The 13,416-nt window shown below is 41.1% G+C and carries 13 protein-coding genes; 3 read left to right on the plus strand and 10 right to left on the minus strand.

Translation table 11 applies throughout. The features are described from left to right. Window positions 1-29: 29 nt before the first annotated feature. Entirely contained in the window at window positions 30-650 is a 621-nt protein-coding gene (locus Q4550_RS00240; RefSeq protein WP_303529256.1) for a TetR/AcrR family transcriptional regulator, read from the minus strand. A 191-nt stretch (window positions 651-841) separates the two neighbouring features. Here Q4550_RS00240 and Q4550_RS00245 point away from each other — a divergent pair, with 191 nt between their 5' ends. Then, on the plus strand, window positions 842-2,176 hold the full coding sequence (locus Q4550_RS00245) for a sugar porter family MFS transporter (RefSeq protein ID WP_303529258.1): 1,335 nt from the start codon (window positions 842-844) through the stop codon (window positions 2,174-2,176). Between the two features lie 72 nt (window positions 2,177-2,248). Here the strand turns inward: Q4550_RS00245 and Q4550_RS00250 are convergent, their stop codons facing one another. After that, window positions 2,249-2,446, minus strand: coding sequence for a helix-turn-helix domain-containing protein (locus Q4550_RS00250; protein WP_098442909.1), 198 nt, complete (start codon window positions 2,444-2,446; stop codon window positions 2,249-2,251). Between the two features lie 356 nt (window positions 2,447-2,802). Here Q4550_RS00250 and Q4550_RS00255 point away from each other — a divergent pair, with 356 nt between their 5' ends. Next, on the plus strand, window positions 2,803-4,254 hold the full coding sequence (locus tag Q4550_RS00255) for a SulP family inorganic anion transporter (RefSeq protein WP_303529267.1): 1,452 nt from the start codon (window positions 2,803-2,805) through the stop codon (window positions 4,252-4,254). 39 nt (window positions 4,255-4,293) lie between these two features. On the opposite strand, the gene Q4550_RS00260 is transcribed toward Q4550_RS00255, so the two are convergent. Then, on the minus strand, window positions 4,294-4,872 hold the full coding sequence (locus Q4550_RS00260) for a helix-turn-helix domain-containing protein (protein ID WP_483298545.1): 579 nt from the start codon (window positions 4,870-4,872) through the stop codon (window positions 4,294-4,296). A gap of 114 nt (window positions 4,873-4,986) precedes the next feature. Between Q4550_RS00260 and Q4550_RS00265 the strand changes: the two genes are divergently transcribed. Further along, complete coding sequence (locus Q4550_RS00265) at window positions 4,987-5,976, plus strand: DMT family transporter (protein WP_303529268.1); 990 nt, start codon at window positions 4,987-4,989, stop codon at window positions 5,974-5,976. Window positions 5,977-6,062: 86 nt separating this feature from the next. On the opposite strand, the gene Q4550_RS00270 is transcribed toward Q4550_RS00265, so the two are convergent. From Q4550_RS00270 to Q4550_RS00300, 7 genes are all read right to left on the minus strand, one after another. Then, window positions 6,063-6,809: a DUF1129 family protein gene (locus tag Q4550_RS00270; RefSeq protein WP_303529269.1), complete on the minus strand. Its 747-nt coding sequence runs from the start codon at window positions 6,807-6,809 to the stop codon at window positions 6,063-6,065. A 4-nt stretch (window positions 6,810-6,813) separates the two neighbouring features. Next, a complete protein-coding gene (locus tag Q4550_RS00275; RefSeq protein WP_303530448.1) occupies window positions 6,814-7,140 on the minus strand; it encodes a PadR family transcriptional regulator in 327 nt (108 codons plus the stop codon). Window positions 7,141-7,324: 184 nt separating this feature from the next. After that, complete coding sequence (locus Q4550_RS00280; protein WP_303529270.1) at window positions 7,325-8,524, minus strand: alanyl-tRNA editing protein; 1,200 nt, start codon at window positions 8,522-8,524, stop codon at window positions 7,325-7,327. Window positions 8,525-8,687: 163 nt separating this feature from the next. Beyond that, window positions 8,688-8,915, minus strand: a complete 228-nt coding sequence (locus tag Q4550_RS00285) for a hypothetical protein (protein WP_483298546.1) — start codon at window positions 8,913-8,915, stop codon at window positions 8,688-8,690. A gap of 102 nt (window positions 8,916-9,017) precedes the next feature. Then, window positions 9,018-10,586 (minus strand): BCCT family transporter, encoded by a 1,569-nt coding sequence (locus tag Q4550_RS00290; RefSeq protein ID WP_303529272.1) that lies wholly within the window; start codon window positions 10,584-10,586, stop codon window positions 9,018-9,020. A 135-nt stretch (window positions 10,587-10,721) separates the two neighbouring features. After that, window positions 10,722-11,876 (minus strand): Zn-dependent alcohol dehydrogenase, encoded by a 1,155-nt coding sequence (locus tag Q4550_RS00295; RefSeq protein ID WP_303529274.1) that lies wholly within the window; start codon window positions 11,874-11,876, stop codon window positions 10,722-10,724. An 18-nt stretch (window positions 11,877-11,894) separates the two neighbouring features. Continuing rightward, window positions 11,895-13,415: an aldehyde dehydrogenase family protein gene (locus tag Q4550_RS00300; protein WP_303529276.1), complete on the minus strand. Its 1,521-nt coding sequence runs from the start codon at window positions 13,413-13,415 to the stop codon at window positions 11,895-11,897. Window position 13,416: the final 1 nt, after the last annotated feature.

Raw genomic sequence — 13,416 nt, forward strand, 5'->3', positions numbered from 1 at the left:
TCTTTCTTAATGATTGTCTGTTATCTCGGTCAGGAAGGTGTTCGAAGTAGACCGGATTGAAGAAGTCTAAGCTCAGTCTGGTATTTTGCCATCGCATCTGGAATGGATAAGTTATTAGAGATACTGTGAATCAAATTATGAAACGTAACGGCTGTTAAAATCTGCATAATATGAAACACCTCTTTCCTACTTGAAACATTTAAGTTTTCATGATCCACAAGGTCATAAATGTCATCATAACGATGGTTTGTGACATCCTCGGTTAAATACTGCGAGAACGTATTCTCAATCTTATAGTTCATATTAAGCAGTACATTTCGAATAAAATCTCTCTGACCAGTATCCTCTGAATGCTCCAACGTAGACCTAAAAATCTCACTAATCGCTTTGAAGAGATCTCCTTCAAACTTCTTTAGATTGTCAATTAAATGTTCATGACGTTCTCTTGCATGTTCATTTAATAAATAAAAGAAAGCATCTTCTTTATCCTCAAAATATTGATAAAAGCTCCCTCTTGGTATACCTGCGGTTTTCAAGATATTTGAAATCGATGCATCATAGAGCGATACTCTAGAAAACTCTTTTTTTGCTGCATCAATTAGTATTTGCTTTTTCTCTTCTTTTAAATTAAAAAAGGTTGCTTTTGGCACAATGAATCACCTACCACTAAAATTATGACACTATGTCATATCGCCAAACCTACTATATGTGACACAGTGTCACATGTCAAGAAAAGAGACCTCCCGACATGAGCACACTCTTAAAAATAAGAATGTTTGCTTTCAAAAAAAGAGTGGAAACTATTTTTTAGGAATAATGTTATACAAAGGTGGTTACTGTGATGAACAGAAACATTAGCAAAGGATGGATTTTTTTCTTCGGGGCTCTCGGAGGCTTACTGTACGGATATGACACAGGAGTTATTTCCGGTGCCTTATTATTTATTGAACAAGATATTCCCCTATCCGATTTTCTACAAGGGGTTGTCGTTAGCTCATTATTAGGCGGTGCTATTGTAGGTGCCGGAATGAGTGGGTATGTATCTGATAGGTTTGGACGAAGGCGCGTCGTTTTTGCAATCGCACTCATTTACATGATTGGATCACTCGTCTTAGCTCTTTCTCCTAACGCAGTCGTTCTCATTATAGGCCGCATCATTCTTGGACTTGCTGTTGGTGGTTCAACAGCGATTGTACCTGTCTACTTATCAGAAATGGCGCCAACAAGGTCAAGGGGCGCACTAGCTTCGCTTAATCAGTTAATGATCACGATTGGAATTGTGCTCGCTTACCTCATTAACTATGCATTTGCACCAATTGAGGGATGGCGCTGGATGCTTGGTCTTGCTTCCGTTCCAGCGCTCGTATTAATGATCGGTGTTCTCTTTATGCCCGAAAGTCCTCGCTGGCTCATTAAGCGCAACCGTGAAGATGAGGCTAGAAAAGTGATGGCATTAACTCGAGAACAAAGTGAAATAGATGAAGAAATGAAGCAAATGAAAAAAATTGAGGAAACTGAGGAAAGCACGTGGGATGTACTTAAATCCAAATGGATACGTCCAATGCTTCTTGTCGGAAGCGGTATTGCCATCTTCCAACAGCTTATTGGCATTAATGCGGTGATCTACTACGCACCAACCATTTTCACAAAAGCTGGTCTTGGAGATTCAGCTTCTATTCTCGGAACGCTTGGAATAGGAATCATGAATGTGTTGATGACACTTGTAGCCATCGCTACGATTGATAAGCTAGGTCGAAAAAAACTGTTGCTACTAGGAAATATCGGGATGTCGTTAAGCTTAATTATTCTTGCAACGATTCTCTTTACAGCAGAACTTACAACGACAATCGCCTGGCTAACCGTCTTCTTTCTTGGGCTCTTTATCATCTTTTTCTCCGCCACATGGGGACCGGTTGTTTGGGTTATGCTACCAGAACTTTTCCCAAATAAAGCTCGAGGGGCTGCGACAGGATTTACAACACTTCTGCTATCAGCATCGAATTTAGTTGTTTCCTTATTCTTTCCTGTTCTACTCTCAGCGCTCGGAACAGCATGGGTATTCGTAATCTTTGCCATCATCGGTGTCTTTGCCTTCTTCTTTGTCATGAAATATGTACCAGAAACAAAAGGAAGAAGTCTTGAGGAGATTGAAAATGACCTCCGAGGAAAAGCATAAACTTAATACAAGCAAAGAAAACCCGTTAATCCACATTGGATCAGCGGGTTTTCTTTATTAGCAACGTCTCCGTTATATCCGCTCACCATTCTTAAGCTTTTTAATTAATTCAGTAAGATCAGATTTTTGAATACGCCAGTGACTACCAATCTTAAACGCCGGGATTTTGCCATCCTGAACTAATTTATATGTGGTCATCTCACTAATTTGAAAATATTTCGCCACTTGAGAGATCGTCATAATATCATGATGCTCATTATCCTGACTCATGTTATCGCTCCTTATCAATCTATCACCCTATTCTAACAAAGTTCTTCCGCTTATGGACCCAAACTCTATTAATACGATAACTCATTATAACAGGTTATATCAAATTAGGTTAAATTAGATTAAAAGATGAATGAATCATCTGGTTTTAGTGTGCTACTAATAAATTATCAAAATTAAATGCATGCGAATTAAAGAGTAAATAAGAGTAAATCAAAGTTTTTACCGCATGATTTTCGCTTACATTCTTATTTCCATTTTCATAGATTCTATGCTAAACTTCATCTTGTTGTAAACGGACCCGACTTCTATGAGAGTTAGGAGTCATCACAATACTAGATTTAGAAAGAGGTGCAACATTGAACTTATCTTCTATTAAACAAGATTGGTTTGGCAATGTGAAAAACGATACCCTCGCCGGAATCGTTGTCGCACTTGCCTTAATACCAGAAGCGATTGCCTTTTCCATTATCGCAGGCGTAGATCCGATGGTTGGACTATACGCGAGCTTTTGTATCGCCGTAGTGATTTCATTTGTTGGCGGTAGACCAGGAATGATTTCTGCAGCAACAGGAGCCATGGCGCTTCTAATGGTGACACTTGTAGCGGATCATGGACTACAATATTTACTTGCAGCAACCATCTTAACAGGTGTTATTCAATTCTTCCTTGGCGTGTTTAAGCTTGCTCGCTTTATGAAGTTTGTGCCTCGCTCCGTTATGATTGGATTTGTGAACTCACTTGCGATTCTTATTTTCACGTCTCAACTGCCGCATTTCGTTGGTGAATCATGGCCAATGTACTTGATGGTAGCAGGTGCTCTCGCGATTATTTATATCGTCCCACGTTTCACGAAAGCTGTTCCATCACCACTCATTGCGATCGTTGTGATTACAATTGTTGCGATTACAACTAGTAGCGGCGTTCGAACGGTTGGTGATATGGGTGAATTAACACAAGCACTACCATTATTCTTAATTCCTAGTATTCCATTGAACTTTGAAACATTAGCAATTATTTTCCCATATTCAATGGCTCTAGCGGTTGTTGGTTTACTTGAGACATTCTTAACAGCACAAATCGTTGATGATTTAACAGATACAGACAGCAATAAGAACAAAGAAGCAAAAGGCCAGGGGATGGCGAACGTTGTAGCTGGATTTTTCGGAGGAATGGCTGGTTGTGCGATGATTGGACAATCTGTTATTAACGTGAAATCAGGTGGACGTGGACGCTTATCCACTTTCGTTGCCGGCGTTTTCTTAATGATTCTGATCTTAGTATTAAACGATTTACTCGTTAAAATACCTATGGCAGCTCTAGTTGGCGTTATGATTATGGTATCCATTGGAACATTCGATTGGTCATCCATTAAAAATCTTCATAAAATGCCACGATCTGACGCAGCCGTGATGGTCGTCACCGTCATTACTGTTGTTACAACGCATGATTTATCAAAGGGTGTTCTTGCCGGTGTTATTCTAAGTGCTTTATTCTTCGCTTCTAAGATTTCAAAAGTACGCGTCGAAGAAAAGATCGACGAATATGCGGAGAAAAAGATCTACCACATTCATGGTCAGCTGTTCTTTGCTTCTGTTACTGACTTTGTGAATAGCTTTAATTATAAAGAAGAAGGTATTAAAACAGCCGAGATTGATTTATCAGATGCTCACGTTTGGGATGACTCAGGCGTTGGTGCCGTTGATAAAGTCATCATGAAATTCAGACAAAACGAGATCGATGTGAAAGTGACTGGTGTTAACCAGGAAAGTTCACAGCTTATCGACCGGTTAGCGGTTTATAATAAATAAGCGCAAGAAAAGCCACAGATGCTGTGGCTTTTTTCTATGTTATGCGTTCGTATAGATCATGACGAAATGCAAGACGGCACCTTCACTGTTTGGATTCAAGTAACCATGCTTTTGGTCCGCTCTAAACTTAATCGAATCATACGTATTTAATTCATACGTTTGTTCCTGAACTTGTACAGTTGCCCTTCCTTCCATTACCGTTACATATTCAATGACCCCCTCTTGATGAGCATCTGCGTAATACTCCCCCATAGGTTCTAAAAAGGCACGGTGCGTTTCTAGAGAGCCATAGCCACTATCTGTAAACATGGGTTCTAACGTTAAAGCCTCATTCGAACTCAATACTTTATTGCCCACATTTTTCCTTGAAATAACGACTTCTTCCTTTTCTGCTAGTAGACTTGAAATCGGGATGGAAAGACCATTCGCTATTTTCCATATTACTGTTAAAGAAGGATTCGCCTCTCCTCTTTCAATCTTACCTAATGTAAGCTTACTCACGTCTGTTAACGTTGCTAATTCCTGCAAGCTTATCTCACGTTTTTTCCGAATGGCTCTTAACGTCATACCAACCTGTTGAGCAAGCTTTTCTGCATCTGTTATCTTTTTTTCATCCACGAATAGATCCTCTCCATTATCTTTCTCTTGTACATTTCTACCACATCCTATAGTATATTATAATATACATAAAACATAATATACTATACTTAACAAAGGGTGTGTTTAAGTAATATGAGGGAAATTGCGATCGGTATTCTCGCCTCAATGTTTTTTGCAGTTACATTTATTTTGAATCGTTCAATGGAGTTAGCCGGAGGAAGCTGGATGTGGAGCTCCTCCCTCCGCTTCCTTTTCATGATTCCTTTTCTTCTATTAATTGTACTCGTTAGACGGAATATGAAACAAGTTTTTATTGAAATGCGAAGGAACCCTTTTCAATGGCTACTCTGGAGTTTTGTTGGATTCGTTTTATTTTATGCCCCTTTAACCTATGCTGCCGCTTATGGCGCGGGGTGGCTAGTGGCAGGAACGTGGCAAATGACGATCGTAGGTGGAATTATCGTTGCTCCTCTTTTTTACTCAACCGTTCAAACGTCAAATGGACCGATAAAAAAACGACACCGCATTCAAACAAAAGCTCTCCTTATTTCCATCGTGATTCTTGCTGGTGTCATGTTAATTCAGTGGCAAAAAGCAAATGAAATGAGTGTAAACGAAGTAATGATTGGCATTCTTCCTGTCCTTTTTGCAGCAATTGCTTATCCACTCGGAAACCGAAAGATGATGGAGCTTTGTGATGGACGACTCGATACCTTTCAACGTGTGTTAGGCATGACGCTTGGGAGCACTCCGTTCTGGATCATCTTAAGTTTTATTGCCTGGAATAAGGTTGGCCTTCCTTCAGGAGAACAGCTCACTCAATCGCTGATCGTTGCTGTCAGTTCAGGCGTTATTGCCACAACACTATTTTTTATCGCAACAGACCGCGTGAGACTTCACCAGGGAAAGCTTGCCTCTGTTGAAGCGACTCAGTCAACTCAGGTATTGTTTGTGATTGCTGGAGAGGGACTGCTTCTATCGAGTCCACTTCCTACTTACATCGCATGGGGCGGCATTGCTCTCATTATTGTCGGCATTGTTCTTCATAGCTTTAATGTTAAAAAGCTGAACGAATCCAGCACTCCCGATCATCGACATGTAAATCAACAAAAAACGGTATAGAAAAGCTTCCTACTAAAATATACTGACCAGTCAATTCTTATGATTGGTCAGTTTATGAAGTGTCATGTATCCTCTCTCTTCAAATTCTAACCCTTTATGATCGTCTTAGGTAATTGCTTCCGAAAACTCATCATCACGATAAGCCCAACGACGCTAATAACATAGGCGCCCATCTCCCATGCGAAACTTTCCAAATGAAGCAAACTAAACAGCAGTTGAGCTCCAAAAAGAATCAGCATTAAAACAAGACTCGATAACAAACCAATAAGAGAATTGAAGTTAGCAATTAGACCAATTATAATGATACCGCCTACAGTTAAAGCAACTGGTTGACTGAGAAACAACACGTCTCTGCCAAATTCTATGTGAAGAATCGTAACACCTACTGTAAAGAGCATCGGAACCATAACGATCGCATAAACAATCAGAAAACTCTTTACACCTGTATGGAAAGAACTCATCCTAAGGGCACCTATAAGAGCAACTAACCATACGATCGTTGAAATAGGATAACCGATGATTTCAATTAGTGAAAATGATGTATTCCCATCTATAAACTGTGATACTAAAAAGATACCAAAAACTCCTGCAATCATACGCGCAATTAATTTCCGATTATCATGTGGCGACTGATCCATCGAATCAATCAGTTCGTTTGCGTAAGCTTTCGGAGACTTACCGAAAATATCCCTGGCTGTCTTCCCATCTTTCTCACCTTCTACCAGATGATCTTCTGCTTCCATTAAGAAGCTATCGATTTCCTCTTCATCTACTCCTTTCGTAATTAGATAAATACGCATATCTAGAATAAATTTCTCGTTTTCTTTCGTCATCTCCTCATTCACTCTCCTTATTTAAAATCTGATTAACCGTTGTACTTAAATGATTCCACCTTTTCTGAAAATCTCCTAATTCTTCTTCCCCCTTTTTCGTTAATGAGTAGTATTTTCGCTTTGGTCCTGCTGTTGATTTCTTTAATGTTGACTGTATGAGCTGATCTTTCTGTAAACGGATAAGGATCGGGTAAATCGTCCCTTCACTAAATGCTTCGAAGCCATAATCATCAAGCTTTGAGGCAAGCTCATATCCGTATACTTCCCCTTCACTAATAATGGATAAAATACAGCCATCAATGATTCCTTTTAACATTTGAGTTGTATGCATATGCTTCACCAATCTTTCCAATCTATAACTCTTGTTATACAAGAGTTATAGAAATCATTCAGCTACCTTGTAAAGCAAAGTATATATGAAGTATATGCTAAGCTATCTTGTATGACAAGAGTTATATTCATATTTTTACCAAAATAGAAAAAACGCCCCAGCAATGCTTAGGGGCGCTCGTTTTTTAATGTAGCGTTACTTTCACAAGTTCAATTAAAACCTCTTCTGCAGAACGAACCGGTTCTCCCCCGCCCTGCGCAAAGTCTTTCTTTCCTCCACCTTTTCCATTAATGAATGGAAGAACTTCTTTTAAACTAAAGTTCATATCATAAGATAAAGCTTCTCCTCTTCCACAAACAATTTGCAGCTTATCTTCTCCCTCACTTATGAAAAAGACGATCACATGTGGATCTTCTTTCAGCACCATCTTCGCCAGTTTTTGCAGTTCTTTCATTCCATGCTGTTTGGAAATCATCTGCACGACTTTTTGGTCTTGAATGGTATCAGCACCATGAAGTAATTCCTTTGCTTCATAGGTACGTAGTTTTTCATTTAGCTCTTCAATCGTTTTTTCATATTCTTTCGACTGAAGAAGTACTCGTTCTGCCGCTTCTACTAAATCTGATTGAGGAACGCTTAGAGCGTTCGTGAGCCCAAGCATGATTCCCTGTTTCTTCCGAAGTTCATCAGTTACTCGCTCGCCACAAACAAAATGGACACGCGTTTGTTTTTTTTGCTTTTCTATTTTCAAAATAGATATCGCCTGTACCTGGCCTGTCGAAGAAGGATGTGTCCCTCCGCATCCGCTATAGTCAACGTTTGGAATCATCACAAGACGGATGTCTTCCGAGACGGCTAGCTGCTTTCGAAGGGTATAGTTCGCCAGCTCCTCTTCGCTTACCCACTTCGTTTCAATCGGCAAGTTCCGCTGAACAACGTTATTCGCAAATTTTTCAGCTGTTTTAACTTCTTCATCATCTAGTGTAGCAACGTTAAGATCGATCGTACAGACTTCCTGACCTAGATGAAAGCTCACCGTACTATATCCAAGTTGGTCTTCAAAAGCTGCCGAAAGAATGTGCTGTCCTGCATGCTGCTGCATGTGATCAAACCTGCGTGCCCAGTTAATATCCCCGTGAACATGTTCTGTCGCCGGAAGCTTGCCGTCAACATAGTGGTGGATTTCTCCTTCTACCTCTTCTACATCAAGAACCTGTACACCATTAAGCGTTCCACCATCATACGGCTGTCCCCCACCAGTTGGATAAAAAGCCGTTTGATCTAGAATAACGTAAGAGCGATTCGCTTCATCTGTGAACTGCTCCCACTTTTCAGCAGTAAATGTCTTAATGTATGGGTCTTCATAAAATAGCTTTGTCGTCATTGCATTTCACTTCTTTCTGTACTAGTAAATAAGTTACTATTGTTTAGCTTATCATTTATTAAATTGAAAGCCGCTGTATCAATCTCCTCATTAAAGAAGTTATTTGAAATAGAGCGGCATGAATTAGGATTTCGTGGAAATATCGAATTTGAGTTAAAACCGTTTACCGCATCAGTTTTTGAAGTCCAGCATTCCGTTCTTGGCGCACTTCCTCGGAAGCGAGATCATATTTCTTCAATAGGTGAAACAGTTCGTTCAATGTTTCCTGTGTAATCGTTTGTTGTAAGAAGCGATATGTATCCTGCACAAGTTCATCTGGCATATAAGGTGACTGGTTCTCAAGCTTTGTCATAACGTCTCCGTACGAGTGATCGATTGTACATTTCCCCACTTACCTTCACTCCTCTCTTCATATATTACTAGTTTAGCACGATTCATTCACGCGGTAATCCATTCAAGTAAAAAAGAACAGACGGTTGTCTGTTCCTTACGTTTATACAGCTCTATCTTTCGGGTTTTGTTCTTCTATACCTCCAACTTCTTCTGACTCATCAAACTTCTCGAATTTCTTAGGATTACGAATGATTTTCATAAGAGAACCGAGAACGAATAGGGATAAGAATAGGGCCGGAACACCACCGAGATTGGCTAACATCTTAATTCCATCAATATTCGCGTAGCTGATCATGATCCATGCAACTAGCGTTACTGTTATCCCCCAAACAACTTTTATGAGCACACTTGGTTCAGGACTACTAGGTGTGATCCCTGTTGAAGAAATACCACCCATGGCTGCAAGGTTTGAATCAGCTGCAGTCACAAAGGATATAAAGACGATAAACACATAAATCGGAATCACAATTGCTGCAAGCGGTAGAGCATCAAATACCGCATAGAGCGCTGCCTCTGCACCTGATGTATTCATGATGTTAGCAAGTCCAGCGCCTGTCATCTCCATGTTGATTGCTGTTCCACTAAAGATTGTCATCCAGACTCCCCCGAAAAATGCCGGTAAAACAAAATTGACGATAATCATGTGTTTCACTTTGTAGCCAAATGAAATTCTTCCAAGGAATAAAGCCGTAATCGCTGCCCAAGAGAACCAGCTTGCCCAGTAGAACGTCGTCCACGATTGTGGCCAAGGATCTCCAGCAGATGCACCCGTGAAGAGACTTTTGTTAAAGAAGTTCGTAAAATAATTCCCCGCTGATTCCGTTCCTAAATTTAATAAGTAAGAAGTCGGCCCCACGATAAACATAAAGATGATAATCCCTATAAAAAGTCTCATATTGATATTGGAAAGAACACGAATCCCTTTCATTAAACCTGTAGACGCTGAAATAATAAACGTCACCATTAACGCAATGGCAATCGTAGCCCATAAGGTTGGCGAGCTCGCAATTCCACTAATGTAGTTAACGCCACCGCCAAGGTTCAATAAACTCGTACCCATCGAAGCTGCCATGCCAAGAGCAAGTGTATACAGGCAAAGAGCATCAATTACATTCGCCCATTTGCCCGAAATGCGATTACCGAAGAGGGGAGCTAACGTTGAACTTAAGCTAAAAGGCTTTTTCATATTGTAATATGCAAAAGCAAAGACGATCGCTGGTAAACAGTAAATCGCATAAGGTGTAATCGACCAATGCAAATACATTGTAGAAAGAGAAAAAATGGCTGCTTCTGGACTATTAGGATCAATGCCAAGCGATTGTGGAGGTGCCGATACATGGTATAGTGGCTCAACAATTCCCCAGAACGTCAGACCTGCCGCAATCGTAGTCGTTAAGGTAATCGCAAACCACGTCATTGGCTTCAACATCGGCTTCGCTTTGTCTCCGCCAATGCGGATGTTTCCTAGTGGTGAGAAGTATACAGCAACACAGGCTACGACCATTAATAACCCTGCGATGCTAAATAGCCAGCCAAGATTGGCAATCACCCAATTGTTCATACCAGTTGCCGTCGTAATAAAGGCCTCTTTATTTGTAAAACTAACAATAGCAGCTACAAGTAATAGAAGAAACGGTGGCCAGAAAACTGGATGCTTAAAACTTTTCATAACATAAACCCCTCCCATGAGATTATTCAATTAACCGTTACCGCAAGTAAAACTGTTGTTTCTTGACTGCATCCACCTTTTTTTGATATTTCTCTTTGGACTAGTCCGCATTGTAACCGCACGGCCTTTTACACCTTAAATAAATTCTGTATAACGTTCACCATTGATCACCGGTTCTCTTTGAAAATCAATCACAGATCGACCTACATTCACGCAGTTGCAATCATGAAATGAGTCAAAGGCCTGGTTGATTTCATCCAAGGAAACGCGATTAATCACAAGTTCATCAAGCATAAACTTACCATCGAGGTAAAGCTCAGCAATTTTAGGAAAATCACGATATGGCTGGGTATCTCCGTAGAAGCTTCCTTTGATCACTTTTCCAACTCGGTGAAAACCACCCGCAGGCAGACTAAGTGACATTTCAGGATGAAAGGCACCAACAACTACAATCGTTCCACCTTTACGAGTTGCATTCCAGGCGTTAGCGGTAGCAGCTGTATGTCCTGAGCAGTCGATCGCATAATGAACACCAAATCCGTTCGTTATCGCACGAATCATTTCAGGTGCATCCCCCTCGCTCACGTTCACAGTATGTGTAGCCCCGAATTGCTTCGCGATTTCAAGGTTCGCTGGCTTCATATCACAGGCAATGATTTTCGAAGCACCGGCGATTCTCGCACCTTGAATCGCATTCACTCCTACACCTCCGATGCCAAACACAGCAACGGTTGAACCCGGAGTTACTTTAGCGGCATTGACCGCTGCACCATATCCAGTGGCAACGCCACATCCAATCAGCGATGCTTGAGCCAGCGGCATCGCATCTGGTAATTTCACACAAGACATATCAGGAACGACGGCATATTCAGCAAATGTCGAAAGAAGAGAATTATGAAAAAGCGGAAGACCATCCTTACTAAGTCGAGAAGTTCCATCGAGAAGCGTACCGTTAAACATTGGGCCAAAGGCTGACTCACAAAGATGAATAGCACCAGTGACACAAAACTCACACGTCCCGCAGTAGGGAACCCAGCTTAGTGCTACTTTGTCACCAGGTTTAACCGTCTTGACGTTAGGACCTACCTCAACAACTGTACCAGCGCCTTCATGACCGAGAATGGTTGGGAACGGGGTCGATGGATCTTGTACGGCGTTGAGGTCACTATGACAAACCCCAGTCGCCGCAATTTTTACAAGGACTTCATTTGCTTTCGGTGAAGCTAACTCCACTTCTTGAATTTCAAGTGGTGCACCTAGACCCGTCATTACAGCCGCTTTCATTTTCATACTCTTTCCTCCGCTCTTTTAGTAAGCAACCCAGATTGCTTTTGTTTTTGTATACGATTGAAGCGAGTGCACGGCATATTCTTTGCCCCAACCACTTTGTTTCCAGCCTCCAAATGGACTAGCAAAGTCGTAGCAGCCATATTTGTTTACGAATACCATACCAGCTTCAAGCTTTTTCGCTACGCGATGCGCACGAGAGACATCATTCGTCCATAGACCAGCAGCAAGACCATAAATCGTATCATTCGCCATTCGAATAACCTCTTCTTCCGAATCGAATGGCAGGATGCAAAGGACAGGTCCAAATATCTCTTCCTGTGCAATCGTCATACCGTTTGTCACGTCAGCGAAAATAGTTGGCTTAATATAAAATCCATTCGCTTTCTCACCCTCAATATCACGCTCTCCTCCGGCGACAAGCCGTGCGCCTTCTTGTTTTCCACTTTCAATGTAATGAAGAATACTGTTCATATGAGCCTCTGAAACCTGTGGTCCCTGATCACTTTCAGGATCAAATGGATCACCACACTTGTATACGCTTGCATATTCACCGATTTTTTCAACTACCTCATCATAAACTGGGCGCTCCACAAAAAGTCGTGTTGGTGCAGAACACTTCTCGCCTTTATGGGTAAACAACCCATAGAATGAACCTTCAATCGCCCCTTCAAGATTTGGTGCGTCTGCAAAAATAATATTTGGTGACTTGCCTCCTAGCTCTAGTGTGACTGGCTTCAAGTTGGAATCCGCTGAATCATGAACGAGCTTTTTCCCAACTTCCGTGCTTCCTGTAAAGGAAATTTTATCAACGTCCAAATGCGTGCTAATGTAAGATCCAATCGAGCCTTTACCAAGAATTAAATTTAGAACGCCTGGCGGTAATAGCTTCGCTTCATGAATGATTTCAACAAGACGAATTGCTGAGTAAGATGTCGTACTAGAAGGCTTCAAAACAACCGTATTCCCCATCGCAAGCGCTGGCGATAGCTTCCATACGGCCATACCAATTGGAAAATTAAATGGAACAATTTGACCACAAACGCCGATAGGATCTCGCGTTGTATAGCTTAAGAAATTTCCTTCCACCGGATTGTTTTCTCCATAATACTTATCCGTCCATCCCGCGTAATATTGGAAGAGATCTGATGCTTCTTGAACATCATCGTTATAAGCTTCCGTATAAAGCTTTCCATTATCTAGAGACTCAAGCGTTGCTAACTCATCCTGGTGTTCAATAATAAGAGCACTAATCTCGCGTAGAATCCTTGCTCTTTCTTTTCGCGTTGTTTCTTTCCATGTGCCATGATCGAACGCCTCTCTAGCTGCCGAAACTGCTTGATCGACATCTTCTTTTTTGGCGCTATGGATTGAACCAGTTCGTTTTCCAGTCGCAGGATTAATGGATTCAATCGTTTCTCCGCTACTGCTTTCCACCCACCGTCCATTTATATAAAGCTTTTTTGGTTTCTCAAGCCAATGACTCGCCCACTCTAACTTTGGCTGCTTAATGCCTTCAAACTTCTTTTGAATGTTTTTCATA

Origin of the sequence: Anaerobacillus sp. 1_MG-2023, assembly GCF_030547345.1 — a bacterium.
GTDB lineage: Bacteria > Bacillota > Bacilli > Bacillales > Guptibacillaceae > Guptibacillus > Guptibacillus hwajinpoensis_B.